The sequence below is a fragment of the Mesorhizobium sp. M0437 genome (assembly GCF_040321335.1).
Taxonomy (GTDB): domain Bacteria; phylum Pseudomonadota; class Alphaproteobacteria; order Rhizobiales; family Rhizobiaceae; genus Mesorhizobium.
On sequence record NZ_JAMYRK010000002.1, the window covers coordinates 128,523 to 154,081 of the forward strand.

At 62.7% G+C, this 25,559-nt stretch carries 24 protein-coding genes and 2 pseudogenes; 12 read left to right on the forward strand and 14 right to left on the reverse strand.

Annotation, left to right across the window (positions count from 1 at the left end; translation table 11 throughout):
• Window position 1: 1 nt before the first annotated feature.
• From NKI72_RS01945 to NKI72_RS01980, 8 genes are all read right to left on the reverse strand, one after another.
• Window positions 2–1,570 (reverse strand): GMC family oxidoreductase, encoded by a 1,569-nt coding sequence (locus NKI72_RS01945; RefSeq protein WP_352612503.1) that lies wholly within the window; start codon window positions 1,568–1,570, stop codon window positions 2–4.
• 7 nt (window positions 1,571–1,577) lie between these two features.
• Window positions 1,578–2,186, reverse strand: coding sequence for a thiamine pyrophosphate-dependent enzyme (locus NKI72_RS01950; RefSeq protein WP_352612501.1), 609 nt, complete (start codon window positions 2,184–2,186; stop codon window positions 1,578–1,580).
• Complete coding sequence (locus NKI72_RS01955) at window positions 2,183–2,683, reverse strand: thiamine pyrophosphate-binding protein (protein ID WP_352612499.1); 501 nt, start codon at window positions 2,681–2,683, stop codon at window positions 2,183–2,185. Before NKI72_RS01955 ends, NKI72_RS01950 begins: the two co-directional genes overlap by 4 nt.
• Before the next feature lie 90 nt (window positions 2,684–2,773).
• Window positions 2,774–3,694, reverse strand: coding sequence for a LysR family transcriptional regulator (locus tag NKI72_RS01960; RefSeq protein ID WP_352470590.1), 921 nt, complete (start codon window positions 3,692–3,694; stop codon window positions 2,774–2,776).
• Window positions 3,695–5,497 (reverse strand): adenine deaminase, encoded by a 1,803-nt coding sequence (locus NKI72_RS01965; protein WP_352470591.1) that lies wholly within the window; start codon window positions 5,495–5,497, stop codon window positions 3,695–3,697. It abuts the gene before it with no gap.
• A gap of 36 nt (window positions 5,498–5,533) precedes the next feature.
• Window positions 5,534–6,169 carry a glutathione S-transferase family protein gene (locus NKI72_RS01970; RefSeq protein ID WP_352849849.1) on the reverse strand — a complete coding sequence of 212 codons (636 nt, stop codon included), beginning with the start codon at window positions 6,167–6,169 and terminating at the stop codon, window positions 5,534–5,536.
• A complete protein-coding gene (locus NKI72_RS01975; RefSeq protein ID WP_352470593.1) occupies window positions 6,166–6,888 on the reverse strand; it encodes a Rieske 2Fe-2S domain-containing protein in 723 nt (240 codons plus the stop codon). The genes NKI72_RS01970 and NKI72_RS01975 overlap by 4 nt, the downstream gene beginning before the upstream one ends.
• Window positions 6,885–7,187: a hypothetical protein gene (locus NKI72_RS01980; protein WP_352470594.1), complete on the reverse strand. Its 303-nt coding sequence runs from the start codon at window positions 7,185–7,187 to the stop codon at window positions 6,885–6,887. Before NKI72_RS01980 ends, NKI72_RS01975 begins: the two co-directional genes overlap by 4 nt.
• A gap of 223 nt (window positions 7,188–7,410) precedes the next feature.
• Here NKI72_RS01980 and add point away from each other — a divergent pair, with 223 nt between their 5' ends.
• The 8 genes and pseudogenes from add (at window position 7,411) to guaD (ending at window position 17,083) form a co-directional block, all read left to right on the forward strand.
• A complete protein-coding gene (gene add / locus NKI72_RS01985) occupies window positions 7,411–8,451 on the forward strand; it encodes an adenosine deaminase (RefSeq protein WP_352612493.1) in 1,041 nt (346 codons plus the stop codon).
• Between the two features lie 27 nt (window positions 8,452–8,478).
• A complete protein-coding gene (locus tag NKI72_RS01990; RefSeq protein WP_352612491.1) occupies window positions 8,479–9,600 on the forward strand; it encodes a BMP family ABC transporter substrate-binding protein in 1,122 nt (373 codons plus the stop codon).
• A 115-nt stretch (window positions 9,601–9,715) separates the two neighbouring features.
• Entirely contained in the window at window positions 9,716–11,320 is a 1,605-nt protein-coding gene (locus tag NKI72_RS01995) for an ABC transporter ATP-binding protein (protein WP_352849878.1), read from the forward strand.
• A 2-nt stretch (window positions 11,321–11,322) separates the two neighbouring features.
• Window positions 11,323–12,375 (forward strand): ABC transporter permease, encoded by a 1,053-nt coding sequence (locus tag NKI72_RS02000; protein ID WP_502908929.1) that lies wholly within the window; start codon window positions 11,323–11,325, stop codon window positions 12,373–12,375.
• A 10-nt stretch (window positions 12,376–12,385) separates the two neighbouring features.
• Window positions 12,386–13,321, forward strand: a complete 936-nt coding sequence (locus tag NKI72_RS02005; protein ID WP_352849850.1) for an ABC transporter permease — start codon at window positions 12,386–12,388, stop codon at window positions 13,319–13,321.
• 7 nt (window positions 13,322–13,328) lie between these two features.
• Window positions 13,329–14,728: pseudogene (locus NKI72_RS02010) on the forward strand (8-oxoguanine deaminase).
• A 23-nt stretch (window positions 14,729–14,751) separates the two neighbouring features.
• Entirely contained in the window at window positions 14,752–15,615 is an 864-nt protein-coding gene (locus NKI72_RS02015; protein ID WP_352470599.1) for an aromatic ring-hydroxylating dioxygenase subunit alpha, read from the forward strand.
• 100 nt (window positions 15,616–15,715) lie between these two features.
• Window positions 15,716–17,083 carry a guanine deaminase gene (gene guaD / locus NKI72_RS02020; RefSeq protein ID WP_352612484.1) on the forward strand — a complete coding sequence of 456 codons (1,368 nt, stop codon included), beginning with the start codon at window positions 15,716–15,718 and terminating at the stop codon, window positions 17,081–17,083.
• Between the two features lie 78 nt (window positions 17,084–17,161).
• On the opposite strand, the pseudogene NKI72_RS02025 reads toward guaD, so the two are convergent.
• From NKI72_RS02025 to NKI72_RS02035, 3 genes and pseudogenes are all read right to left on the reverse strand, one after another.
• Window positions 17,162–18,206: pseudogene (locus NKI72_RS02025) on the reverse strand (alpha/beta fold hydrolase).
• A 345-nt stretch (window positions 18,207–18,551) separates the two neighbouring features.
• Window positions 18,552–19,136, reverse strand: coding sequence for a glutathione binding-like protein (locus NKI72_RS02030; protein WP_352849852.1), 585 nt, complete (start codon window positions 19,134–19,136; stop codon window positions 18,552–18,554).
• A 335-nt stretch (window positions 19,137–19,471) separates the two neighbouring features.
• Window positions 19,472–19,600 carry a hypothetical protein gene (locus tag NKI72_RS02035; protein WP_352849853.1) on the reverse strand — a complete coding sequence of 43 codons (129 nt, stop codon included), beginning with the start codon at window positions 19,598–19,600 and terminating at the stop codon, window positions 19,472–19,474.
• Between NKI72_RS02035 and petA the strand changes: the two genes are divergently transcribed.
• From petA to NKI72_RS02055, 4 genes are read left to right on the forward strand one after another with little or no spacing between them, the layout of a single operon-like run.
• On the forward strand, window positions 19,599–20,075 hold the full coding sequence (petA, locus tag NKI72_RS02040) for a ubiquinol-cytochrome c reductase iron-sulfur subunit (RefSeq protein ID WP_352849854.1): 477 nt from the start codon (window positions 19,599–19,601) through the stop codon (window positions 20,073–20,075). The genes NKI72_RS02035 and petA overlap by 2 nt on opposite strands.
• A gap of 16 nt (window positions 20,076–20,091) precedes the next feature.
• Window positions 20,092–21,387 (forward strand): cytochrome b, encoded by a 1,296-nt coding sequence (locus tag NKI72_RS02045; protein ID WP_352849855.1) that lies wholly within the window; start codon window positions 20,092–20,094, stop codon window positions 21,385–21,387.
• 23 nt (window positions 21,388–21,410) lie between these two features.
• Window positions 21,411–22,928, forward strand: coding sequence for a mechanosensitive ion channel family protein (locus tag NKI72_RS02050; protein WP_352849856.1), 1,518 nt, complete (start codon window positions 21,411–21,413; stop codon window positions 22,926–22,928).
• Between the two features lie 26 nt (window positions 22,929–22,954).
• Complete coding sequence (locus NKI72_RS02055) at window positions 22,955–23,872, forward strand: pirin family protein (RefSeq protein ID WP_352849857.1); 918 nt, start codon at window positions 22,955–22,957, stop codon at window positions 23,870–23,872.
• A gap of 60 nt (window positions 23,873–23,932) precedes the next feature.
• Here the strand turns inward: NKI72_RS02055 and NKI72_RS02060 are convergent, their stop codons facing one another.
• Genes NKI72_RS02060 through NKI72_RS02070 form a run of 3 tightly spaced genes read right to left on the reverse strand, consistent with a single transcriptional unit; the run spans window position 23,933 to window position 25,477 of the window.
• Entirely contained in the window at window positions 23,933–24,364 is a 432-nt protein-coding gene (locus NKI72_RS02060; RefSeq protein WP_352612469.1) for a DUF1810 domain-containing protein, read from the reverse strand.
• 42 nt (window positions 24,365–24,406) lie between these two features.
• Entirely contained in the window at window positions 24,407–24,688 is a 282-nt protein-coding gene (locus NKI72_RS02065) for a GNAT family N-acetyltransferase (RefSeq protein WP_352449832.1), read from the reverse strand.
• A 54-nt stretch (window positions 24,689–24,742) separates the two neighbouring features.
• Window positions 24,743–25,477, reverse strand: coding sequence for a sensor histidine kinase (locus tag NKI72_RS02070; protein ID WP_352612467.1), 735 nt, complete (start codon window positions 25,475–25,477; stop codon window positions 24,743–24,745).
• Between the last annotated feature and the right edge of the window lie 82 nt (window positions 25,478–25,559).

Below are 25,559 nucleotides of genomic sequence, written 5' to 3' on the forward strand. Positions count from 1 at the left end.
CTCAAGCTGCCGCCGCGAGCAGGAAATCGGCGGCGCGCTCGCCGATCATCGTGGCGGGCGCGTGGGTGTTGCAGGTCGGGATCGTTGGGATCACCGAGGCATCGGCAACGTGCAGGCCGTCCAGCCCGTGCACGGCGAGACGGCTGTCGACGACGGCCATCGCGTCCTCGCCCATCTTGGCTGTTCCGCAGGTGTGGAAGAACGTCGTGCACGCCTCGCGGATGAAGGCGATTGTCTCGGTGCGGGTCAGTCGGCGGTCAGGTGCGGCAAAGTTGCGGAAGACACCGGCGTTCGCCTTTGCAGCCGCCATCTCCATCACCATCTCGACCGCAGTGACCATGGCGTCGAGATCTTCCGGTTCCGCCAGAAAGTTCGGTTGGATTTCGAGCGGTCCGCCGGGCTTGCCGTCGAGCAACTTCAAGTGCCCGACGCTCTTCGAGCGCATCAGGCCCGCACCGAAGGAAAAGACATCGCCGGATAGATCGTAGCGCGCGCGGATCGCCGGTTCGGCGCTGTTGCCCTGGACGGGGAAGGCATGCAGGTCGGGCTGCGGCAGGTCCGGCCGCGACTTCCAGTTGACCATCGAGCCACCGCCATTGCCCACTATCGGTCCGATCGGTCGTTTCGCGCGGAAGACGCAGGCCTGCGCCAGCGGATGGTCCTGAAGATTCCTGCCGACACCCGGCAGGGCGCGAACGAGCGCAATGCCAAGGCGCTGCAGTTCGATCGGATCGCCGATGCCCGACAGCATCAGCAGGCGCGGCGTGTCGATGGCCCCGGCCGCGAGCACGATGCTCTCTTGCGCGCGCGTTTCGCAGATTTCGCCGCCGACGAGGTGCTTGACCGCGACGCATCGGCTGCCTTCGACCGTCAGGCCGATGGCCGCGGATCCGGTCAGCACCGTCAGCATCGGGTGATCCAGGATCGGCACGAGATAGCCCGTCGCCGAACTCCAGCGCTTGCCGTCGCAGATGTTGAAATTCGCGGCCGCCGCCCCCTCGTTGCCGGGGCCGTTCGGATCGTCGATTACGGGGATGCCGATTTCGGCCGCGCCATCGATCAGCGCCTGCGCGACCGGGTGCAGTGCCGCCGGCCGCTCGATATGGAGCGGACCGCCCGCTCCGCGAAACTCGCTTGCACCGTCGCGCCAGTCCTCGCAGCGCCGGAAATAGGGCAGCACGTCGGCGAAGCTCCAGCCCTTGGCGCCGCCAGCCTCCCAGGCATCGTAATCTTGCGGATGGCCGCGATACCACATCATCGCGTTGATGGCGCTTGAGCCGCCAAGCAGGCGCCCGCGCGGGATGCCGATGGTACGCCCATTCACCCTCAGTGTCGGAGCATAATCATAGCCCCAGTCATAGGTGCTGCGGCCAAGCGGCACCCACTTGCCGGGGTCCTCGATCTCTTCGAACCCAAGACCCGTCGGGCCGGCCTCGATCAGGAGGACGTCGGCGCCGGCATCGACCAGTCGCCGCGTCACCGCACAGCCACCGGAACCCGAGCCGACCACCACGTAATCGTAGCTGCGTTTCAGTGCGCGTCGGGGGACGACAGGTCCGAGGGTGCCCATGATCTCGTCAGTTGTGCTCGCTCGGGCCCATGATGACGATGCCTTCGCTCGCCTCGACATGGCGGACGAAGATATACTTGTCCTCGCGGCCGTCGCTGTGTTTGCGCTTGATGTCCGGCTGGACCGTTCCCGAGACCTTGGCGACCACTATATAGGGTGCCTCCATGGCGAGCCCCCTTGCGCAATGTGCGTCGAACTCCTCCACCGTGCGCGCCGTATGGGCGTTCTCGACGCCGGCGCCGCGCGCGATCGCGGCAAGGTCGACGCGGCCCAGCGCCGTATGGGTCGGCGGGCCGCCGATCGACTGGTAGCACTCATTGTCCCAGACCACGACGAAGAGGTTCTTCGGCTGCTCGTTTCCGAGCGTGGCCAGAATGCCCAGGTTGAAGAGCAGGCCGCCATCCGTATCGAGCGAAATGACGCGGCGGTGCGGCAGGCCGGCGGCGAGCCCGAAGGCCTGCGGCGTGACGCAGCCGAGTTGCTGCTGGAACAGACTCGCCTCGCGCATATGCGGCGCGGCGTTGTACCACTCGTCGACGCTGCCGCCGAGCGAAAGGATCACCAGCTCATCCTTCAGCCGCGCGGCGAGCGCCTTCATGCAGTCGAAGCGTTTCACCGCACCACCTCGCCGCCGAGCGCCACAGCCGAATGGTAATAGGACGCATAGGACCAGGAATAGGCGTCAAGGATGGCGCGCTCGATCTTCGCCTCCTCTGTGACGATCCGGTATGGCACGCGCAGCGCGTTCAGCACCGGCTCCATGGTGATGCCATGCGGGACTGCCCACCAGTTGTTCTCGCCGAGCTCGCCGCGATAGCTCATCAGCATCACGACCGGGATGCCGGCTCCAAGGCCCATGCGGGCCAGCGGCTCGACCGAGGCGCGCAAGCCGGAATTTTCCATGACCAGCGCCGCGCGCTTGCCCGACAGGAAGACCCCGCCACATATCGCCGCGCCCTCACCCTCGTTGGTGACGCGGATCGTGCGGATATCCGGATCGGCATCAAGGGCCGGATAGAGCTCCTTGAACAACGAATCGGGCAGATAGCAGACGATGCTCACTCCCGCCCGCTTAAGCCCCCGAATGACCGCGTCGACCGCACTCTGCTTCATGACATCCCCTTCGGCCGGGAAGTCTCGCAAAGCTCAGTTGTTCGAGATAGGGACAAATTACTCTCTTTATCGATGCGCAAAATGCAACAACTAATCATGCAACGCCTCGACCATGCGGGCCAGCAGCGCCGCGAATGCGGAGGCCGCATCCGACATTTCGCGTTCAAGCCGGGCGAGCAGCATCAGCCGGTGCGGGTTCATGCGAGAATCGCGCAACGGCACGAAAACGAGCGATCCGTCAGCCACTTCCGGCTCGATGCCGAGCTTGGTGCGAAGCACCACGCCGAGGTTGAGGCGCACCATCTCGGTCATCAGTCCGATCGAGTTGGTCCGTGACCGTCGCGTGATGTCGATCATGGAGCGCCCGATCGCATCGTCGATCGAAATGCCCAAAGCAAGGCTGTTGTCCGAGACGATGACCTGTTCGCCGGCAAGATCGAACAGCTTCACTTCCTTGCGGCCGGCAAGGCGGCTGCCCGGATGAGCGACGACGCCCAGCGGCAGAGGCGTGCTCGCGATCTTGCGCACGTTGCGCGGCACGCGCACGTCGAAAGCAAGCGCCAGATCGCATTCGCCGTCGGCAACCGCATCGCAGGCGCGCTGCGACCCGGCGACATGCACATCGACCGATATCTGCGGGTGGCGCTTCCAGAATTCCTTAAGCGCGTTCGGCACCAGCCCGCGCGCCGCGCTCTCCACGATCGCCACGGACAACGAGCCGCGGTTGAGGCCACTGAGATCATTGATCTCGGACGAGGCGCGCGCCAACTCGGTGATGCTCTGACGCGCGTGGTAGAGCAGAAGCTCGCCTGCGCTGGTCAGTTTCAGTCGCTGGCGCACACGCTCGAAGAGCGGCGTGCCCAGTTCGTCCTCCAGGCCCTTGATGACGCGGCTGATGGAGGATGGCGCCACGTTGAGCGCCTGCGCGGTCTGGCGAACCGAGCCCAGCCGCGCGACCATTTGGAAATAATGGATGCGCGGTGAGACCAGCCCAAGTCGGAAGGGATCCACTCAGGCGGCCTCAAAGGCGGGGACGATCTCCATTTCCGGCACCAGCACGAGACCTTTGTCGGTGATACGGATTTCGGGGATGACCGAGAGCGGGATGAGGTTGAAGCCCATATAGGGAATGCAGCAGCCGGCCGCCTCCCATTCCCGTTTGAGGATCTTCACCTCCTCCGCGACCTCAGTGACGCGCTTGTCGGACAAAAGGCCGGCGATCGGCAGTTCAACCATGGCAGTCACTTTGCCGTCGACGACGACACAGACGCCGCCTTGCGTTTCCTCGATCGCCCGCAGCGCCACCTGCATGTCGGCCTCGTTGAGGCCGGCGATGATGATGTTGTGGCTGTCGTGACCGACAGACGATGCGACGGCGCCGCGTCGCAGCGTGAAATTGCTGAGCAGCCCGTAGGCGACGTTGCCGTCCGACTTGCCATGGCGCTCGACCACAGTGACGAAGCACAGGCCGTGGCGGTCGAAATGGTTCTGCCAATCGTTGGACGGATCGAGCGTGATCTTCTGGTGGCCGAGCGTGATCCCCGGCAGTTCGGTGCGGATGGTATGCGCCACCACCTTGCCGGTTGGCAGCTCCGGCGTCAGCTTGATCTGCTTCGGCAGCTTCACTGTGTGGTAGGCCGTGTCCGGATAGCGGTAGCGGGTCGAGAGGGCCTGGTCGAGCAGCGGCATGATCTTGCCGTCATCGACGACGAGTTCGCCGCCATACCACGTGCTAACGGGATCGAAGCCGTCGTCGAGCAGCACCAGGTCGGCACGGCGGCCACCACCGAGGCCTCCGATTTCGCCTTCCATTGCAAAGCGCGTCGCGCCATGCAGCGAGCCCATCGACCAGGCCTGCTCCGGCGTCATGCCGGCCTTCATCGCCTCGCGCGTCACCCAGTCCAGGCCGAAGAGCATCAGGTCGTCAGCATCGCGGTCGTCGGTGCAGACCGCGATGCGCTTATGCGAGGCTCCGAGTTCCGTAATCGTCTTGATCGCTGCGGGCAGGCTGTGCCACGGTGTCGTCGGCGGGCCGCCACGCAGGAACAGCCAGATGCCGGCCTCGAGCATGTCGTCGGCGATCTCGCGGTCGATCGCCTCATGGGTATCGGTGACGCCGGAGGCCGCATAGGCCGACACGAATTCGCGTCCATAGACGTGTCCCGACACCGGGCGGCCGCGTCTCAGCGCCGCAGCGAGGATGGCATGGCTGCGTTCATCGCCCATAGCCACTGGCACGAAATCCATCTTCTCGCCTAGCGCCACGGCTTCCGGCCATTTGTCGAACAATGCGCCGATCTTCTCGGCTGTCAGGTCGCCACCGGCCGTTTCCAGCAACGGCGAAGTTGCCGGGACGGTGCTCGGAACCGTCAGGAAAATGGACAACGGCGCCAGGCGCGCGTCCTCCAGCATCGCCTCGATGCCAGCAACGTCCATGACGTTGCCGATCTCGTGGCTGTCGCAGAAGAGGGTCGTGGTGCCGTTGAGCAGCGCCGCCTCGGCATAGGCGCAGGCCGTCACCATCGAGGATTCGATGTGGATGTGCGGATCGACCAGGCCGGGGGCGACGATGCCGCCCCTGGCGTCATATATCCTGGCGCTGCCACCCTTATAAGTGCCGGCCGGCTTCACAGCGGCGATCCGCCCTCCCGACAACCAGATCTCGCGGCCTGGAAGCACGCGCTCCGAATAGGTCGACAACACGCGTGCGCCGGCAATGACCAGATCGGGATCGGCTCGCCCGGAAGCGACGCCGGCCAGCCGCCGGGTCATGGACGAGAGCGGCTGGACGGAAAAGCGCGTGAGAGAGGTCATTCTGTTGCTTGCCTCGTTCTCGTCGAATGTTGGGCGTCAATGGTAATCGGGGATGCCCGGCATGGTCGTGAAGCCCGGAAGCGCGCGGAAGCGACGCACCCAGCGGCGCAGCGCCGGATACTCGTCATGGTCGACGCCGAAATCGCGGCTCAGCGCAAACGCCGGAAAAAGCGCGATGTCGGCGATGGTCGGGCGGTCCGCAGCGAACCATTCTTTCTTCTCGAAACCCCGCGCGGTCATATGGTCGTCCATGGCGCGGAGTGCGTGCGCGGCACCGGCCCGCAGCGCAGCCTCGTCGCCGCCGGCGCCGAACATGGCATGGCGGCGCGCGGCGCCGGCAACGCCGAGATCGCCGGCCGCGAAGAAAAGCCACTGCATCACCTTGGCGAAATCCGAACCATCCGCCGGCAGCCATGCACCCGTTGAATCGTGGCTGCGCGCCAGATGGACGATGATGGACTCGGCGCCGAACATCGTCACCTCGTCGTCGCGGAGAATGGGCAGGCTGCCCGCCGGGTTCATGGCCAGGAATGGCGGCGTCTTCTGCTCCGCCCCCGGAAATGCATCGACTGCAACGGTCTGCCATTCCAGGCCGAGCATGGAAAGCGCCAGCCGCACCTTGTAGCAGTTTTCGTCCAGCTCGTAGTTGTAGAGCGTGATCCTCGCCATCATGCAGCCCGCGTCGTCGAGGTCGCGCCGGTACGCCCGGTCTCGAGATGATGACGCAGCTCGCTCGTCCAAGCGAAGAAATGCTTCTGCCCCTTGCCGGCATACTTGGCTGCCGGTCCGTCAATCACGATGTGTAGGGCCGATCGTTTGTCGGTCAGTTCCTGCAGGCCAAGAAGCAGCGTGTCTTCGCCGACCGTCAGGCTGAACAGCATCCCGCTCAGCGCCTTCAGCTCAGCGAGCCCGGATCCGCGGGAGAAGGGCCTGGGCGGCATGGCCCTCACGACATCGATCACCATTGCGGCGGGACTGTCGAGATGCAGGCTGCGGACCGGCACCACCTCCTCTGCCAAGGCAGGCAATTCGGGCAATGCTGCTGCCGGATCCAGTGCCGTCCAGACTATCCCAGCCGCCTCGGCCGATCTGTGGGCAGACACGGTAATGGACGCCGGCACCCTGAGATCGGGGTGGGCCGGAATGTATCGGCACTGGCCGGCCGCATCGTACTGCCAGCCGTGATAAAGACAGGCAATATGATCGCCGCGGACAAAACCGAAGCTCAGCTTCATACCGCGATGCGGGCAGCGATCCTCCCACACATGCGCTGCGCCACTGTTGTCGCGCCAGACCACCAGCTCGTTTCCGCCAAGGCGGATTCCGGCCGAACTGCCCGGCTCGATCGATCCCGACAGCGCCACTGGGTGCCATCCAGCCTGTATCGTCATTCTGCGTCTTTCCCTCTGGAATATTCCCAAATTTCGGCCCGTTCGCAGTCCATCACCAGACAGTCGATTGGCCCCAAGCTACATGCCATCTCGAAGGCATCGATGAGATCGGGCTGGCCCGAAACCTGGACGACAAAAAAATCGTCCGCGGCTTCGTGCACCAGCAGATCGAGATTGAGCCGAGCGGCACGCCTGTCGGCGAACTCGCCAAAGCTCGACGACACCAGTCGGCCGATGAAGCGCAGGCGCGTTGTTTGAGGCGGAGGCGCAGGGTTCTGCGCTTCCCGTAGGTGCTTCATGCCTATATTTCTCCCGGTCTGCACATTTTTTAAGCAGTTTTAGAATGTGTCTAGTTAGGCATCATTTTTTGGCTTGTGCAAGCCCCGTTTCCCTGACATCTGTTGCGTATCAGGTGATCGGACAGTTGGAAAAAGCCGCGATTATCGAACAACTCGGCAGCCGTCCGTCGCCCAAGAAAACCAGGTGCGGCTTGGGATTGCCAATCCGGGCGAGTGAGCGTCGATGTCGTTGTCAAGTTTCATTCAGCTCATGCCGAAGGTCGAGTTGCACTTGCACCTCGAGGGCGCCGTATCCACAGAGACATTCGCCGAGCTGGCGGCGCTGAACGCGGTGCCGCTGCCGGACGGCAGACCGACATCGGAGCTCTACAGCTACGGCAACCTGCTGGATTTCCTGAAGATTTACGATCTGGTTTGCGCCTCGATCAGGACTGCGGACGATTTCTCTCGCATCACCTTCGAGGCACTGGAGCGCTGCGCTAAAGCCGGTGCGCGCTACGTCGAACTGTTCTTCAGCCCGCATGCGCATCTGGCTCATGGCGTGGCCTATTCGACTATGCTCGAAGGCATCCTCGACGGCTTTCACCGCGCAAAGGAGCGCTATGGGCTTATGGCAAAGCTGATACCGGCGCATGCGAAGCCGCTCGGCGCGGCAGGTGGCGAGCGCTTCCTGGACATGGTTCTGGCCGAGCGCCCGGCTGAGGTGATCGGCATCGGCTTCGATTACGACGAACGCCCGAACCCACCGCCGATGTTTGCGCGCATCGTCGAGCGAGCGCGGGCTGCCGGGCTCAATGTCACCAACCATGCAGGCGAGGATGGCCCGGCGGACTATGTCCGCGATACCGTCGACGTCCTCGGCCTGAGACGGGTCGACCACGGCTACCATGTCGTCGACGATCCGGCGCTGATGGAGCAGTGCAAGGAGATGGGCATCGTCTTCACCTGCTGTCCGAGCACGACGCTGGCCACCACCGTCTGGCGTGACCTCGCCGCGCCCGACCACGCGATCCGCCGCATGATCGAGGCCGGGCTTACCGTGACGATCCACTCCGACGATCCGCCCATGTTCGCCACGACGCTCGACCGCGAATACGCGCTGATCGCCGAAAATTTTGCGCTCGGGCCGCCGGCACTGAAGCGGATCGCGCTGGCTGGCCTGTCCGCAGCATGGCTCGACGACGACATCAAGCAGGCATGGCTGGCCGACTGGTCGGCAGAAATCGACCGCCTCATGGAAACCGAACTGTCTCTCCCGAACTGAACACGACACGGAACAAAGGACCGAAGCATGATCGACCTGCGCAATCTCTCCCGCCGAGGCTTCCTCAACATGGGCGCCGCGGCCGGCGCCTCGCTGCTCCTGCCGAAATCCGGCCTTATCACGCCCGCCCATGCACAGACGCCGCTCGCCGCCGTCGCCGAGGAAAACGCGGTCATCGCCTTCGGCCACACCGGTCCGGTGACCGATGAAGGCTGGACCTGGAGCCACGACCAGGGCATGAAGGCCGTGCAGGAAGCGTTCCCGAAGCTGAAGACGCTGTTCGTCGAAAGCATCCCCTATTCGGCCGACGCGACCCGCACCTTCCGCCAGTTCGTCTCGGAAGGTGCCAACATGGTGTTTGCCACCTCCAACTATGGCGACTTCCTCTACGACGTGGCCAAGCGTTCGCCGGACGTCGCCTTCTATGAATGCGATGGCCGCAACCCGCTCGAAAATCTCTCGACCTACTATCTCGCCCACTGGTACCCGACCTACGTCACCGGTGTCGCCGCGGGCCTGATGAGCAAGAGCGGCAAGCTCGGCTACGTCGCCTCCTTCCCTGTTCCGTCGGTCTTTTCCGGCACCAATGCCTTCCTGATGGGCGCCCGTTCGGTCAATCCCAACGCCACGATGCAGACCATCGTCATCAACTCGTGGTTCGATCCGCAGGCTGCCACCCAGGCCGGCACCGCGCTCATCGACAACGGCGCCGACCTTCTGTTCGGCATCATGGACGAAGCAGGCTATCTACAGGTGGCCGAGCAGCGCGGCGCGAAGGCCGTGATGTGGAATACCGACATCCGCCGCTACGGGCCGAAGGCCTACGTCTCCTCGATCGCCATCGACTTCAAGAAATTCTATGTCGAGCAGGTGCGCCTGCGCCTCGAAGGCAAGTGGACGCCCTCGCAGACCATCCTGCCGATGGGCGGCGGTATCGACCGCGATGCCTGGGGCGAGACGGTGCCCACCGAGGTCGCAAAGCAGGCCGATGCCGTGCGCGACAAGATTCTCGGCGGCTGGAGCCCGTTCGAGGGCGAGATCAAGGACACCAAGGGCAACGTCAAGGTGGCTGCCGGCCATCGCATGACCGAAGAGGAACTCTACAACTGGGATTGGTCGATCGAAGGCGTCAGCGGCCTCCAAGCGTAATCCCGAAAGATTGCAGAGTTTTCGGATAGACTATGCGGCAGAAGGCAAAGAGCTAAGCGGGATGAATGATTTTGTTCCAGTTCATCATGCTTCGAGCGAGCACCGCTACGGCGGCATGGAGGTGCCGTCCACCTCCCCGGGACGTTACGAGCCTGGCTCCGGCGCGCCGCCGCTCGTGCTGCTCAAGGGCATCAGCAAATATTTCCCCGGCGTCGTTGCTAACCAGGACGTCGACCTGGACGTGATGCCGGGGGATATCCACGCCTTGCTCGGCGAGAATGGCGCCGGCAAATCGACCTTGATGAACATCCTCACCGGCATCTATCAGCCGGATGCCGGTGAGATCGTCGTCGACGGCTATGCCAAGCGTTTCGCATCTCCCGTCGATGCAATCTCCGCCGGTATTGGCATGGTCCACCAGCATTTCAAGCTGGTGACCGCCTTCACGGTCGCCGAGAATATTCATCTCGGCTGGTCCGAAACGCCCAAGCGTGTTGGCTCGTCGGTGCTCGAGGCGCGGACTGCCGCACTGGCCGAGAAGCTGAACCTCGCGGTACGGCCATCCGCGCGCGTCGCCGATCTTTCGACCGGCGAGCAGCAGCGCGTGGAAATCCTACGCGTGCTCGCGCGCAATGCCCGTGTTCTGATCCTCGACGAGCCGACTGCAGTGCTTACTCCGGCGGAAGCGCGCGAGCTCTTCAAGGCGCTCAAGCAGTTCGTGTCCCGGGGCAATGCGGTGATCTTCATCAGCCACAAGCTCGACGAGGTCCTGGAAATATCAGACCGCATCACTGTGCTGCGCGGCGGCCGCAAGGTGGCCACCGAAAATACCGCGGACTGCGGCGAGAAGATGCTGGCGCGCCTGATGGTTGGCCGTGAGATCGTGCTCAGCAATCTGCGTGCCAGGCAGCCAGGCGCGGCCGGCATCTCCGCCGAGCCGGTGCTCAGCCTCAAATCCGTCGTCGCGCGTGACGACGTGGGCGGCATCCTTCTCGACGAGGTTTCGCTCGACATCCATGCCGGCGAGATTCTCGGCATCGCCGGTGTGGCCGGCAACGGCCAGAAGGAGCTGACCCAGGTCGTCACCGGCTTGCGGCCGATCCACTCGGGCCAGATACTGCTCGGCGGAAAGGACGTCACGACCGCCGGCGCGGTCGATTACGCCAAGTTCGGCGTCGGCCACATTCCCGAAGGCCGGCTGCACAGCGGCCTGGCGCCGGCGCTTTCAATCACCGACAACGCCATAATCCGCGAATATGCGTCGGCGCCTGTTTCAAAGGGCTTCGCGTTCCGACCGCGCCTAGCGGCTGCTCTCGCGCGCACGATCGCCGAAGCGGCATCCGTTGCGGTGCCCAATTTCGGCATGCCCATGCGCAACCTTTCCGGCGGTAATCAGCAGCGCCTCGTCGCACGCCGCGAGATGCGCATCGCAAGTAAGGTTCTGATCGCCGCCTATCCGAGCCGTGGCCTCGATGTCGGCGCGATCAACACGATGATGCACTATCTCGTCGAATTGCGCGATGCCGGCGTCGGTGTGCTCTTCATTTCCGAGGAGCTGGAAGAGCTGTTCAACCTGTCGGATCGCATCGCCGTGATGTTCCATGGCAGGATCATGGGCGCGGTGGAGACTGCCTCCACCGACATCGAGGAAATCGGCCTGATGATGGGCGGGCAGATGCGGTCCAGTGCTGGCGCCCAGGCCGCTGCCGGGAAGCACTGACCTTGGCGATCAAGCTCCAGCGCGTTCCATCCGCGCAGCCCTCCGTTGCCTTTGCGGCACGTGCCCTGGCGATCGTGCTGGCGCTGGGGGTCGCCGGCCTGGTTCTGGCAGCTTGCGGCAATGCTCCCGTCGAACTCGCCTGGGAGGTGCTCAACTCGACTTTTGGCTCGAGCTTCGGGCTGGAAGACGTCGGACTTCTGGTCACTCCCCTGATCCTGACCGGCCTGTCGGTCTGGGTAGCGCTGAGAATCGGCGCCTGGAACATCGGCGCGGAGGGCCAATTCTATGCCGGCGCCTTCAGCGCCACGGCGGTCGCGCTGTTCATTCCCGGCCCGACCTGGCTGATCCTGCCTGTTATGTTCATCGCTGGCGCGCTCGGCGGGCTGCTCTGGATACTGGTGCCGACGCTGGCGCGCGCCTACGCCGATGTCAGCGAACTCATCACCACCCTGCTTCTGAATTTCGTGGCGACGCTGATGGTCTATTACGTCGCCACCGGACCATGGCTCGACCCGAGCGGCCATGCGCTCGCGACCACTGCACGTCTGCCGCATGACGTGCCTGAATTCTGGGGTATCGTACACTACGGTTTCCCGCTGGCGATCCTGCTCACCTTTGTCATCGCAGGACTGCTCAACTACACGCGCTGGGGCTACGAGGTAAGGATCGCTGGGTCGAATCCAAGCGCGGCGCTTTATGCGGGCATGCCGTTCCGCCGCCGCCTGATCGTCGTCCTGCTGATGTCGGGAGCGATCGCCGGCATCGCCGGTATGCTGGAAGTAGCTGGCACGGTGCATCGCCTGCAGGGCGGCATCTCCAACAATTTCGGCTATCTCGGCATCATGGTCGCGGTGCTGGCGCGCGGTTCCTCACTTGGCGTGCTCGCAGGCGCGGCTTTGATGGGCGTCATCCTGAATTCGGGCATCATCCTGCAGACGCAAGGCATCACCGTATCGGCCGTGCTCGCCATCACCGGACTGATCCTGTTCTTCACGGCGATCGGCAACGAACTCGCTCACTACCGCATCACGCGGACCGAACCGGTCGCGAGCTGAGGAAACACCCATGGACATGATCGCCGGACTGATCCAGACCTCCATTCTCGCCGGCGGCGTGCTGGCGCTGGCGGCGCTGGGCGAGACGCTCTCCGAGCGCGCCGGCGTCGTCAATCTCGGCGTCGAAGGGCTTATGGCGCTCGGTGCAATCACTGGCATCGCGGTCGTCGTCGCCACGCCGCACCCTATGCTCGGCTTCGTCCTTGCGCTTGTCGTCGGTTTCCTCGTTGGCTGCGTCTTCGCTCTTGGCACCGTCGTCGTCAAAGCGAACCAGGTGTTGTGCGGCCTGGCGCTGACGCTGATGGGCACAGGCATGGCCGCAACGATCGGTCGCGCCTATTCCGGCATGCCGGCGCCGGCGACCTTCGCGCCGATTGCTGTTCCCTATCTTCGCGACATCCCGCTGCTCGGTCGCGCGATCTTCACGCAGAACATCCTTGTCTACCTGATCTACATCGTCCTGCCGGTTGTGCTGCACTACATCATGTTCCGCACGCGCCACGGGCTGAACATGCGCGCGGCGGGCGAAAACCCCGCGGCAGCCGACGCCGCCGGCATTTCGGTGCAAAGCATCCGCTTCTGGTATGTCGCCGCGGGCTCGGCGCTGGCGGCCGGCGCCGGCGCTTACCTCACGCTTGCCTTCGTTCCCTCCTGGTCGGAAGGCGTCGTGGCCGGCCGCGGCTGGATTGCCGTCTCTCTCGTCATCTTCGCAGGCTACCGGCCCCTCAACGCCGTGCTGGCCGCTCTGCTGTTCGGTCTCATCACCTCTCTCGGCTTCGTCGGCCAAGCACGCAACTGGCCGATCGCGGCGCCGATCCTGTCGATGCTTCCCTATCTCGGCACGATCGCCCTGATCATCGTGCCGGTGCTTGCCTGGCAGCGCATGCGCCGGGTAATGGCCGCGCCGGCTGCTCTCGGCGAACCCTATTTCCGCGACATGCGTTGAGACCGTCATGCCCCGCCTGCTTGTCAAGAACATCGATCTGCTCGCCACCTTCGACGGTACGCGCCGCGAGATTTCCGACGGCGCCTTGTTGATCGACGACAACGTCATCGAAGCGGTCGGCACCACCGCGGAACTCAGTGCCTCCAGTGCCGACGAGGTGCTCGACCTATCGGGCCATGTCGTCATGCCGGGCATGGTGAACACGCATCATCATATGTACCAGAACCTCACCCGTGTGATGGCTCAGAACGACGAGCTGCTTGTCTGGCTGAAGACGCTCTATCCGATCTGGGCCGAGCTCGACGACGATGCGATAAGCGTCTCGGCGCGCGTAGCGATGGCCGAGCTCATCCATTCGGGCTGCACGACCAGCTCCGATCACCTCTACATCTTGCCCAACAACTGCACGCTCGACGCGACGATCGGTGCGGCCCGCGATATCGGTCTGCGTTTCCACGCTGCGCGTGGAGCCATGTCGCGCGGCGAAAGCCAGGGCGGCTTGCCGCCGGATCGCTGCGTCGAAAAGGAAGAGGATATCCTGAAGGATGCCGAACGGCTGATCGGCGGCTATCACGACGCGTCGCGGCATTCGATGAGCCGAATCATCCTGGCTCCTTGCTCGCCTTTCTCGGTGACTCCGGAGTTGATGCGGATGCGGCATCGCTGGCGCGCAGCCACAAGGGCGTGAACCTGCATTCGCACCTTGCCGAAGAGCTTTTCGAGGAGAAGTACTGCCTCGAAATCTATGGCAAACGGCCGGTCGAGTTCGCCGAATCCGTCGGCTGGCTCGGTGACGACGTCTGGTTCGCCCACTCGATTTTCATGACCAGCGACGAGATCGACCGCTTCGCCGAAACCGGCACCGGGGTCGCCCATTGCCCGTCGGCTAACATGCGCTGCGGCCAGGGCATCGCGAAAATCCGCGAGATGCTCGACAAGGGCGTGAAGGTCGGCCTTGGCGTCGACGGCTCGGCCTCGAACGACACGTCGAACCTGTTCATGGAAGCGCGGCTGGCGCTGATGCTTCAGCGTGTCGCGCCGCACCACTACCTCTCCGAAAAGCCCGGCGGCCGCGGCGGTTTCGGCGGCACGCCGACGGCGCTGTCCGCGCGCGAGGCCCTCGAAATGGCGACGCGCGGTGGCGCTGCCCTGCTCGGCCGCAATGACATCGGCCATCTCGCGCCCGGCATGTGCGCCGACTTCATCGCGGTCAAACGCAGCCAACTCGGCCTTTCCGGCACCGAGCGCGACCCGCTCGCCGCGCTGGTGCTTTGCGGACCCTTCAAGGTCGACTATTCCTACATCAACGGCCGGCAGATTATCGCGAGAGGCGACTTCGCCTCTTTCGATGTCGAGGCGGCGATGGCCGACCACCGGGCCGTGATGGACCGCATCTATCGGCAGTGAGATAGCACAGGAAGGACGCAACAATGACCATTAAGCGAGCTGCGGAGCAGGCGGCCCTCGACCAATGGTATTGCATTGACGCGCTGAACGAGATTCCGGTCGGCACGATGCCGAACCGGCTTCTGGGCGTCGATCTGTTGGTAGCCCGCGATACGGCAGGCCCGGTCAATGTGTCGCGTGCCGGCGACGGCAGCCAAGTCCCGGCCAAGGAACGCTACGGCTATCTATGGATCACGCTCGGCATGCCGGCCGGCGATGTGCTGTCGATCCCGGAGGCCTATGAGGACGATCGCCGGCCTGTCGTTTGCGGAGCGATCGCGGTAAAGGCGTCCGGCCTGCGCATCGTCGAGAATTTCCTCGACATGGCGCATTTCCCCTTCGTCCATACCGACATATTGGGCGCCGAGCCGCACACGGAAGTGCGGCATTACACAACCGAAATCCGCCGCGACGTGGACGAGGTGTGGGCGACCAACTGCGAATTCTTCCAGCCGCAGGCAGCACTCTCGGCGACCGGCGGCATCATGACCCAATACATGTACCGGGTCGCCAATCCTTTCGCGGTGATGCTCTACAAGACCTGCCCCAACTCGGCTACCCGGTGGGACGTGATCTGTCTGTTCGTGCAGCCCCTCGATCCGGACCGCTGCCGCGCGCACCCCGTCATGTTCCTGATCGACGACGTATCGACCACGACCGAACTTGTGCAGTTCCAGCAGCTTATCTTCCTGCAGGACCGCATCATCCTGGAGAACCAGCGGCCACTTCTTTTGCCGCTCGAGCCGCGCGCGGAAATCCCGACGCGGGCCGACGGCTCGTCGATCGCCTATCGCCGCTGGCTGAAGGAGAAGGGCATCACCTACGGCACGACGGCGCAAGCCGCATGAGCGGCAGCCCTTCCGATATTGTCATCGGCATCGACGGACGGGCAATCGCGCTCTGGCGCTTCGCGACGGCAGTGCGTAGCTGTTCTTCGGCGGAGGACAGGTGAGCGACCTGAGCGGCAAGACGCTTCTGGCCAGCGGCTTTCACGCGCCGGAGCGCGGGCTCGTGGAAGAGTTGCTCCATGCCCTGATCGCAATCGATCAATCAGGCATCATCGCCTCGGTGCTGCATCCGCATGATGCCGGCTATGGCGAGGCGCTGGAGGCCGCGCGCCGGACCGGTTCGCTGGCGACCTTGCCGGCGCAGAGTTATCTGCTGCCCGGCTTCGTCGATCTTCACGTGCACGCGCCGCAATATCCGCAGCTCGGCAGGGCGCTGGACGTGCCGCTCGAGGCCTGGCTCCACAAACACACGTTTCCCCTGGAGGCGCGCTACGCCGATCTCGCCTTCGCGCGGCGCAGCTACGGCCTGCTGGTCGACGACCTGATCGCTAACGGCACGACCACAGCGCTCTACTTCGCAACCATCCACCAGGACGCGACAAGGCTGCTCGTCGACATTTGCCTCGAACGGGGGCAACGTGCGCTGGTCGGCAAAGTGGCGATGGACAATCCCGACGAGTGCCCGGCCTACTATCGCGATACCTCGGCGGACGCGGCCATTGATGGCACGCGCGCTCTGATCGACTACGTGCATGGGCATCCGGACAATGCCACGGGACGGGTAAAGCCGGTCATTACGCCGCGCTTCATCCCCTCCTGTACCGACGCCGCCCTCAAAGGGCTCGGCACGCTTGCGCAGGAATGCGGCTGCCATGTGCAGACGCATTGCTCGGAGAGCGACTGGGCGCATGGCTACGTGCTGCAGCGCCACGGGATCAGCGACACGTCTAGCCTTGATCGCTTTGGCCTGCTGCGCGCCGGCAGCGTGCTCGCGCACGCCAATTTCATTACGCTTGCCGACATGGAGACGATCCGCGTGCGCAAGGCGGCCGTGGCGCACTGCGCCGTCTCCAACGCCTACTTCGCAGGCGCCGTGTTCCCGTTGAGGGCGGCCCTCGAGAAGGGTGTCAAGGTCGGGCTCGGCACCGACATTTCCGGGGGACCGAGCGCCTCGATGTTCGATGCGATGCGCGCGACGGTCATGTCGTCGCGCATGCTGGAAACCGGCACCGACCCGGCGCTAGCGGCCGAGACGCGCGGCACGGCCGGAACAGCACGCGTCGACTTTCGCGAGTCCTTCCACCTGGCGACGGCAGGCGGTGGCGTGGCACTCGGCTTGCCTGTGGGGCGATTCTCGCCTGGCTACCATTTCGATGCGATCCTGGTCGACACCGCCGCGCCCAGAGGCACAATTCACCTGTGGGACGAACTCGACGACGGCGACGGCATCCTTCAGAAGATCGTCTACTCCGCTTCCAGGGCCAACATCGCGTCGGTCTGGGTCGGCGGGAGAGCTGTTCTCGCCTAAGCGGACCGGAGGCTGTGCCGAGAACCAGGACTCTTCCCGTTTTATTCCTTACGGTCGGGGGCACGTCATGGATTTTGATCAGTATTCGCCGACGTCGATGACAGCCTGGGCAAAGGCTTGCGGGGCTTCTTGAGGCAAGTTGTGGCCGATACCGCCGGTGATGATCCGGTGCGTGTATCTGCCCGAGAATTTCTTGGCGTAGGAACTGCTGTCGGGATGGGGTGCGCCATTGGCATCGCCCTCAAGGGTAATGGTCGGCACTGTGATCACGGGAGCTTCGGCCAGCCGGTTTTCCAGAACGTCATATTCCGGCTCGGCCGAGCCTCCAGCGGTAATTGTGAATGACGATGCTGACGTGATCCGGGTTGTCCAGTGCTGCGGCGCTGCGCTGGAAGATGTCATCGTCGAAATTCCACTGCGGCGAAGCGAGTTGCCAGATGAGTTTGGCGAAATCGCGCGTGTATTTCTCGTAGCCGGCGCGGCCGCGATCCGTGGCGAAGTAATACTGATACCACCATTGAAGCTCCGCCTCCGGTGCCAGCGGCACCATGCCGACCTGCTGATTTCCGATGAGATAGCCGCTCACCGAGACGATCGCGTTGCAACGCTCAGGCCAGAGCGCGGCAACGACATTGGCCGTTCGAGCGCCCCAGTCGCAGCCGGCGATCGTGGCCTTTTCGATCCCCAGCGCATCCATCAGGGCCATCGTATCCGCGGCGAGCGCCGACTGCTGGCCGTCGCGCATCGTCTCGTCCGACAGGAAGCGCGTAGTGCCGTAGCCGCGCAGGTAGGGCACAATCACGCGGTACCCCTTTGCGGCAAGCAGGGGAGCGACATCGGCGTAGGTGTGAATGTCATAAGGCCAGCCATGAAGCAGGATCACTGGGGCACCTTCGGCGGGCCCCAGCTCCGCATATCCGACGCTCAGATTTCCGGCATTGACCTGCCCGAGCGAGCCGAATGATTTCTGCGTGGCTTGCGTAGCAGATGCCCTCGCCTCGACCGTCCAAGTGGCCGCCGGCTCGCTCAAGCCGAGTTCGGTGGCGGCGAACGTCATTGCTGCAGCACCAACAATGCGCCGGCGGCGATGATCGACCGTGTCGGGAGCCTTACTCGCATTCATGATGAAGCCTCTGTAATGACCAACAAGCAGGAACGACCGGACCGCCCGCCTCATCGGCCGACAGGAAATGTTGCCTATTTCGATGGTGACTGCGGGCGGCGGACCAACCACTGTAACACTCGGCCAGGAGGCAGTGCGGCGAACTCTGATTGAATGCCGGTCAGGTCAAGCGTTTCCTCGATTTCCCTCTTCAGAAATTCGAGACCTAGGCCGTCCCCGCGCTTGGAAGCGGCTGGATGTAGATTTAGCATCCGCAGGAACGGCAGCATGAGAATGACTCCTGATCTTCTGTTTGGGCGAGAGGACATGTTGCATCTGGTCTTATGCTCGAAGTCGCCCTCGGCTTCAGACGAGGCCCTCACGATCCATTGCGATGCGCACGGCCGGTCGGGCAGCCATTCGGACGCGAAGGGCTTGCAAAGGCGCGGGAACAGGGACTTGGAAGCGGGCCGCCCAAAGCAGCATCACGAAAAGATAAAAATCCGCGACGCTGGGCTTGTCGCCGAACAGATAGTCGGTCTCGAGCCCGTCAGCGACGAACTCGAGTTGGCTCGTAATCGTCGCGCTCGCCCTGGCCTTTTCGGCATCGCTGCTTTGGTGCCACATCGGCTTGAAGCTTCGGTGTATTTCAGTTGAGACGTAGGTCAGCGCTTCGAGAAGGCGGGTACGGCCCAACGGCCCCGCCACTGCCAGTGGCGGGTATTGCGACGCAATCCAGTCGAGGACGGCGATATTTTCCGTCAGCGTTTCGCCGCTATCCAGCACGAGGGCTGGAACATAGCCCTTGCGCGTGACGGTAGTGAAATCATCCCCGGAGCCTGTCCGTTTGGTCTTGAGGTTCACACTTTCGCGCTCGAAGGAAACACCGGCCTCTTCCAGAGCGATGTGGTCCGCCAGGCTGCAGGCGAGAGGGCTGTAGTAGAGTTTCACCGCTTTTCCCTTTCTGAACCCGATTGAATCCCGCAATTGGTCGTCGCCGAGCGGAAAACCTGCCCCGCGCCACGCGAGACAACCGCTCCAGAAACTCGCACTTGGCGGAGACGACGACTACGACACCGACAGCTAGACGTGCCTATGCCGAGGTATGGTCGGGTGAAGTTCGGGATCGCTGTGCGCAATGCCGGGACGTATGCCAGCTCAGCGGCCAACGGTTATCTGGAGGAATCCAGAACCTTCCATGATGGCATCATCGCCAGCCCGGCCAGTCCTTCGCTCAGGAAATCCTAAACGAAAGTATTGGACGCACGTGCCGTTGGCACGATGGCTCACACCCGGCCACGGCCGGCATATTCCGCGCGGCCCGAGCAGACTGGAAACGCGAAAGCCGTGGTCTGCTTTTGCTCGATTGCCACCAACGCGATGACGCAGCTTCCGACAATAGGAGTCGCCATCATGGCCGACCTTTCCGAAACCTCCACAGCCGAGCACACATTGCGCGTCGAGGCGCCCGCCGCGATCGAGGTCGACGTCTCCTCGCTGACGCCGGGAACGTCGCTGATCATCGACTGGCACGGCAAACCGGTTGTCGTGCGCAACCGCACCGAAAAAGAGAGGAAGGACGGCCAGGCAGTCAGTCTCGCCGAGCTCAAGGATCCAATTGCCCGCAACGCCAACCTGCCGGCCGATGCGCCGGCAACCGACGCCAATCGAACTATGCCGGGCAAGGAAGCCTGGGTGGTGATGATCCAGGTCTGCACCCATCTTGGCTGCATCCCGCATGGTCAGGAAGGCGATTTCGACGGCTGGTTCTGCCCCTGCCATGGTTCGCAATACGACACCGCCGGCCGCGTCCGGAAGGGGCCGGCACCCGAGAACATGGCGGTGCCGGTGTTCCAATTCGTTTCCGACACCAAGATCCGTATCGGCTGAGGCAGGGGGCATTTCGATGAGCGGCGGCAAACACTCGACCTATACGCCCAAAACCAGAATCGAACGTTGGTTCGACGCCCGCCTGCCGCTGCCGCGGCTGGTCTATGACAGCTTCATCGTCTATCCCGTCCCGCGCAACCTGAACTATGCCTATACGTTCGGCGGTATTCTCACGATCATGCTGGTTTCACAGATCCTGACCGGCATCGTGCTTGCGATGCATTACGCCCCTGATACGGGGCTGGCCTTCAACTCGGTCGAGCAGATCATGCGCGACGTGAATTCGGGCTGGCTGCTGCGCTATCTCCATTCCAACGGCGCGTCGTTCTTCTTCATTGCCGTCTACATCCACATCTGCCGCGGGCTTTACTACGGCTCCTACAAGGCGCCGCGTGAGCTGCTGTGGGTGCTCGGTTGCACCAACCTCCTGCTGATGATGGCGACGGCCTTCATAGGCTACGTGCTGCCTTGGGGACAGATGTCGTTCTGGGGCGCTACTGTCATCACCAGCTTCTTCACCGCCGTCCCACTGATCGGCGACTGGCTCCAGCAGCTTTTGCTCGGCGGCTTCGCGGTCGATAATCCGACGCTGAACCGTTTCTTTGCGCTGCATTACCTGCTGCCATTTGTGCTTGTGGGCGTGGTGACCTTGCATATCTGGGCGCTTCACGTCGTCGGCCAGAACAATCCGACCGGCATCGAAGTCAAATCGAAAACCGATGTCGTGGACTTCACGCCTTATGCCACCGTCAAAGATGCCTTCGGCATCCTCGTGTTCCTGTTCTTCTTCGCCTATTTCGTCTTCTACCTGCCGAACTACCTCGGCCATCCCGACAACAACAGCATCGCCAATCCGCTGAAGACGCCGGCCCACATCGTGCCGGAATGGTACTTCCTGCCGTTTTACGCGATCCTGCGGGCCATCACCTTCAATATCGGGCCGATCGATTCCAAGCTCGGCGGCGTGCTCGCGATGTTCGGCTCGATCGCCGTGCTGTTCCTGGTGCCGTGGCTCGACACCTCGAAGGTGCGCTCGGCGGTCTATCGGCCCTGGTACAGGGTGCTCTTCTGGCTGTTCGTTGCCAATGCCCTCTTTCTCGGCTGGCTCGGCTCCCGGCCGGCGGAAGGCGCATACGTCGTCATGTCCCAACTGGCGACGCTTTACTATTTTGCGTTCTTCATCATCGCCATGCCGGTGCTCGGGCTGATCGAAAAGCCGCGACGGCTGCCGAATTCGATCACCGAAGCAGTTCTCGAAAAAGACAAGGCCAGCGCCAGAGGCCCGATCGCCGGGCCGGAGACCAAACGTTGAACCGGGCATCGCGGTGATCGTTCATGAACTGGTGGAACTCTCCTCTGGTCTACATCGTGTTGCTCGGCCTCGCCGGGATCGTCGTTTGGTCTCTCATCCCCAGACGCTTCGCCAATGCGAAGCTGGTCGTCCAACTCGCCTTTTTCGTCGCGATGTCGGCCATGGTTCTCCACCTGCGCGTCGTGCCGTACGAGGCCGCAGGGGACAACGAGACAACCGGAGGAGCGATCCTCATCGGCTCGGTCAAGCTGCTCTGGTGGGTTCACCTTGCCTGGGCGCTGATCGGATTTGTCCGTATCTATCTCGTCTTCGAGCGAAAGCCGCGCGAGGCACGTCTCCTGCAGGACGTCGTGGTCGGTGTCGTCTACGCTGGAATGTTCCTGTCGATCCTGGCGTTTGTCTTTGCAGTGCCGGTCGGAACGCTCATTGCCACGTCGGGCGTGTTTGCCGTCATCCTGGGACTGGCGCTCCAGAATACGCTTGGTGACGTATTTTCGGCGATCGCGCTTAACCTCGGCCGCCCTTACGTGCTTGGAAACTGGATCATTCTGGGCGACGGAACCGAAGGCCGCGTTATCGAGACCAATTGGCGGTCGACCCAACTTCTGACCCCGACACACAATGTCGTGGCGCTGCCAAACAGCCTTCTCGCCAAGATCGGGGTAACAAATCTAAGCGGTCCGGACGAGAGCCATGGACTTGCCGTAACCGTCAAGGTGGCGCCAACGAAGACGCCGGCGATCATCGTAGACCTCATGCGCACTGTCTTGCTGAGCTGCAATTCGATCCTCCAGGACCCTTCGCCTTCGGTCACCATCAGAAGCCTGGATGCCACAGCTATCGAGATCGAGTTGTTTTTTCGCGTCGCAAGTATCGACCAGCGAAGTGCCGCTCGGAACGAAATCTTCGATCTCATTTATCGCCATTCAAAGTCGACCGGCATGCTGCTGGCGGAGCCATTTTCAGGCTCGATTGCCATGACCAACCGGCCGGGCCACGAGACGACGGCCTCCCAAGGCTTCACCCCGATCGAACTCATCAATTCCATACCGGTATTCTCGGCGCTAACGGATACCGAGCAGGGTTCGCTCGCCAAAGCGGCCTCGGTTCGCACCTACCATAAGGGCGAAATCATCGCACGACAGGGAGAGATGCTGCCGTCGCTCATGATCGTTCGGACGGGCGTCATCGTCCGGCAAATTGGCGAGGACGATGATCAACTGCAGGAGATCTCCCGGCTTGCACCTGGCGATTTCTTCGGCGAGACCGGCTTGCTCGCCGGTATTGGCGAGATGTCGAGTTTGCGGGCAATGACCCCTGTCACGGTTTACGACATAGACCAGGAAAGCTTTGCGCCGCTGCTGCACGACAGGCCCGAAATGGCCGAAGATCTTGCCGCGATCCTGTCGATGAGGGTGTCGGCTTTTAATGAAAGCGGCATCGCCGGACAGCACCACGCGAGCTCCAAATTCGCGCTCCTCAAAGCCATTCAGACAGTCTTTCGAGCCGCTTCGTTCAAGCGCGTTCGAGCACCTGGCTGACAAGGCATGCAGAAGGACAGAGATCCATGACCATCCGCCAAAGCGGTATCACAGGCATCGATACACTCATCCAGCCAGCTATCCGTGATTTTGCGGACGGACTGAAGATAAGGCGCGTATTGCCGTCCTCGGATCGCCTGATGATCGGGCCCTTCATCCTGTTCGACCATTTCGGCCCCGCTATATTCGACGCAGGTCACGGTTTCGATATGGGACCGCATCCGCATATCGGCGTTGCGGCCGTGACCTACCTGATCGATGGCGAGATCGTCCATCGCGACAATTTGGGAAAAGTGCAGACCATCCGTCCTGGCGAGGTCAACTGGATGACGGCCGGGTCGGGCATCGTCCATTCCGAGCGCACGCCACCGGAAGTCCGGGCGTCGGCAAGCAATCTCTTCGGCGCTCAGGCTTGGATCGCCCTCCCCTCCCGCTATGAAGAAATTGCCGCCGACGTCGCACATTTTGGCGCTCCCGAAATACCGAGGATCTGTGCCGACGGCGTCGAGTTTACGTTGATCGCCGGCGCGTCCGACGGGTTGGTCTCGCCGGTAAGGACGTTCTCCGACATGGTCTATGCCGAAATTGTGCTCACGAGCGGTGCGCGCTACCAGGTGAAACCCGAACACCGTGAGCGTGCGATCTACATCGTCGCCGGTGAGGTTGGAATTGTCGGCCAACTCGGTACGTTTCATGAGGCCGAATTAGTAGCTCTGGCGCCCGGCGCTGAGATTGTGCTGCAGGCGCCTGCCTTCCATGCGGCGAGACTGATGTTGATAGGAGGTGAGCCCCTGGCCGAGCCACGTCGTATCTATTGGAACTTCGTCTCCTCTTCAGCCGAACGGATCGAGCAGGCAAAGGCGGATTGGCGCGAACGCCGCTTCCCCGGCGTGCCGGGAGAGCACGAGCTCATGCCTCTACCAGATGCAGCGTGTGAGGGATAAGGCAGCGGATGGTGACCTCAGCGCCGCGACAGCTTTACGCCGGGTGGCGCAGGCAGACCACTACGACATCAAGTAGAGATCGTTCATCGTTTCCTCATCGAGCAAACCGTCGAACCAGACGTCGAAGATTGTCTCGAGCAGGAACTCGTCGTTGCTTGCTTCGGAAAACAGCGTGAGGGACGCGTGCAACTTCTTCGCATCAACGTCACCGAAGACAGCGCGAGCGCTTAGGCCGGAGAGCCGTTGCAGGGTGCCAACGCATTCCCGATAACGGCCTCCGAGGATCGGAAACGAGAGATAGGCGCTGGCTTCGTCGAGCGATGTGATTGCATATGGCTCAGGCGCTGTACCACTTCGCCTTGTGGCCAACCTTGGGCAGATGAACTCCATGTAGGGAGTGCACATCATCCCTCGACGTAGAATGGCCAGCGCGTCGTCGTAGACCGGATCCTGTGCGCTGACGAATCTCTGCAAATCATACTCGTCAGGCATTTGGATAGATCCTTGGGAAACCCTCAACATTCGTGCCCATGACTAGCCGCCGACGACATCTGCATAGTCCGGGTGCTTGGCGAAAAAGCGGCTCATGAAGGGACATTTCAAGATCGCTTTACGGCCGGTCTTGCGGAGCAGTTCGAAGGTTCCTTGGGCCAATTGCGACGCGATCCCTTGTCCGGAAAATTCCGACGGGACTTCGGTGTGTATCAGCGCAACCTTCCCGCCCTCGAGCCGATAATAGGCCGCCGCAAACATATCGCCGGCGATCGGCAGCTCGAAACGGTGCTGTTGGACGTTTTCGACGACTTGTGCATCCATCTTTATCTCTCGATTGTATGTCACGTTTGTCACCGGAGGCAGATTGGCGGGCCGCTATCGCATCGCAGGCAACCGCAGAGTGACGGTCGTGCCTGCCCCAAGTGTGCTCTGAATATCGATGCTTCCGCCTGATTGCTCGGCAAAGTGCTTCACCATCGGCAAACCGACGCCGCCGAGGCCTTCGCTTTTGGTGGTGAAGAACGGATCGAAGGCGCAGACCATCGTCTCGCTGGTCATCCCGATACCGTTGTCCGCGACGCGGATGTCTACCTGACCGGCGGCAGAGTTTTCAGAGGCCAAGCCGGCATCGATCGAGATGAAACCGCCGTCAGGCATTGCATCGCGCGCGTTGAACAGAAGATTCAGAACCGCATTTTGCAATCCAAAGCGATCGCATCTCACCAAAGGCAGGTCGGACCCAACCCGAAGCTCAAGACCGAAATTGGCATCCAAGGCGCTCCGTACGAGGGTTTCGATCTCAGCCAGGCAAGCACCTACGTTTGTGTATTCGATTTCCGCGTGGCTCTCTCGGGCCAGGCTGATGGTTTGCCGGACAAGGCCACCAGCCCGCTCCAAAGCCGTCTTGGCGCCGGCTATTACAGGCCCGAGCGCCGGAGCCGCTTGGATGCTCGGATCGCGGGCCAGGTGGTTCAACGCCGACGAGGCGACCTGAATGAGATTGCCCAGGTCATGGACGATGCCGGCCGTCGACATTTGCACGGACATACCACTTCCAGGGCCATCGGGCGGGCCGTCGAAGACATCTTCTTTTATGTCCGGACGAAACATTTCGTTCCCCGCTGGCTAAGTCGGCACCTATTGGCTTCAACACGCTATAATTTATGGCTTTTATTTTCCATTATATCTAAGA

What these genes read in the sequence shown, in the direction of transcription:
- NKI72_RS01945 (WP_352612503.1), bottom strand. Translation starts at nt 1,570, where the DNA reads ATGGGCACCCTCGGACCTGTCGTCCCCCGACGCGCACTGAAACGCAGC.
- NKI72_RS01955 (WP_352612499.1), bottom strand. Translation starts at nt 2,683, where the DNA reads ATGAAGCAGAGTGCGGTCGACGCGGTCATTCGGGGGCTTAAGCGGGCG.
- NKI72_RS01965 (WP_352470591.1), bottom strand. Translation starts at nt 5,497, where the DNA reads ATGACCTCTCTCACGCGCTTTTCCGTCCAGCCGCTCTCGTCCATGACC.
- NKI72_RS01970 (WP_352849849.1), bottom strand. Translation starts at nt 6,169, where the DNA reads ATGATGGCGAGGATCACGCTCTACAACTACGAGCTGGACGAAAACTGC.
- NKI72_RS01975 (WP_352470593.1), bottom strand. Translation starts at nt 6,888, where the DNA reads ATGACGATACAGGCTGGATGGCACCCAGTGGCGCTGTCGGGATCGATC.
- NKI72_RS01980 (WP_352470594.1), bottom strand. Translation starts at nt 7,187, where the DNA reads ATGAAGCACCTACGGGAAGCGCAGAACCCTGCGCCTCCGCCTCAAACA.
- add (WP_352612493.1), top strand. Translation starts at nt 7,411, where the DNA reads ATGTCGTTGTCAAGTTTCATTCAGCTCATGCCGAAGGTCGAGTTGCAC.
- NKI72_RS01990 (WP_352612491.1), top strand. Translation starts at nt 8,479, where the DNA reads ATGATCGACCTGCGCAATCTCTCCCGCCGAGGCTTCCTCAACATGGGC.
- NKI72_RS01995 (WP_352849878.1), top strand. Translation starts at nt 9,716, where the DNA reads ATGGAGGTGCCGTCCACCTCCCCGGGACGTTACGAGCCTGGCTCCGGC.
- NKI72_RS02005 (WP_352849850.1), top strand. Translation starts at nt 12,386, where the DNA reads ATGGACATGATCGCCGGACTGATCCAGACCTCCATTCTCGCCGGCGGC.
- NKI72_RS02015 (WP_352470599.1), top strand. Translation starts at nt 14,752, where the DNA reads ATGACCATTAAGCGAGCTGCGGAGCAGGCGGCCCTCGACCAATGGTAT.
- petA (WP_352849854.1), top strand. Translation starts at nt 19,599, where the DNA reads ATGGCCGACCTTTCCGAAACCTCCACAGCCGAGCACACATTGCGCGTC.
- NKI72_RS02035 (WP_352849853.1), bottom strand. Translation starts at nt 19,600, where the DNA reads ATGATGGCGACTCCTATTGTCGGAAGCTGCGTCATCGCGTTGGTGGCA.
- NKI72_RS02045 (WP_352849855.1), top strand. Translation starts at nt 20,092, where the DNA reads ATGAGCGGCGGCAAACACTCGACCTATACGCCCAAAACCAGAATCGAA.
- NKI72_RS02050 (WP_352849856.1), top strand. Translation starts at nt 21,411, where the DNA reads ATGAACTGGTGGAACTCTCCTCTGGTCTACATCGTGTTGCTCGGCCTC.
- NKI72_RS02055 (WP_352849857.1), top strand. Translation starts at nt 22,955, where the DNA reads ATGACCATCCGCCAAAGCGGTATCACAGGCATCGATACACTCATCCAG.
- NKI72_RS02060 (WP_352612469.1), bottom strand. Translation starts at nt 24,364, where the DNA reads ATGCCTGACGAGTATGATTTGCAGAGATTCGTCAGCGCACAGGATCCG.
- NKI72_RS02065 (WP_352449832.1), bottom strand. Translation starts at nt 24,688, where the DNA reads ATGGATGCACAAGTCGTCGAAAACGTCCAACAGCACCGTTTCGAGCTG.
- NKI72_RS02070 (WP_352612467.1), bottom strand. Translation starts at nt 25,477, where the DNA reads ATGTTTCGTCCGGACATAAAAGAAGATGTCTTCGACGGCCCGCCCGAT.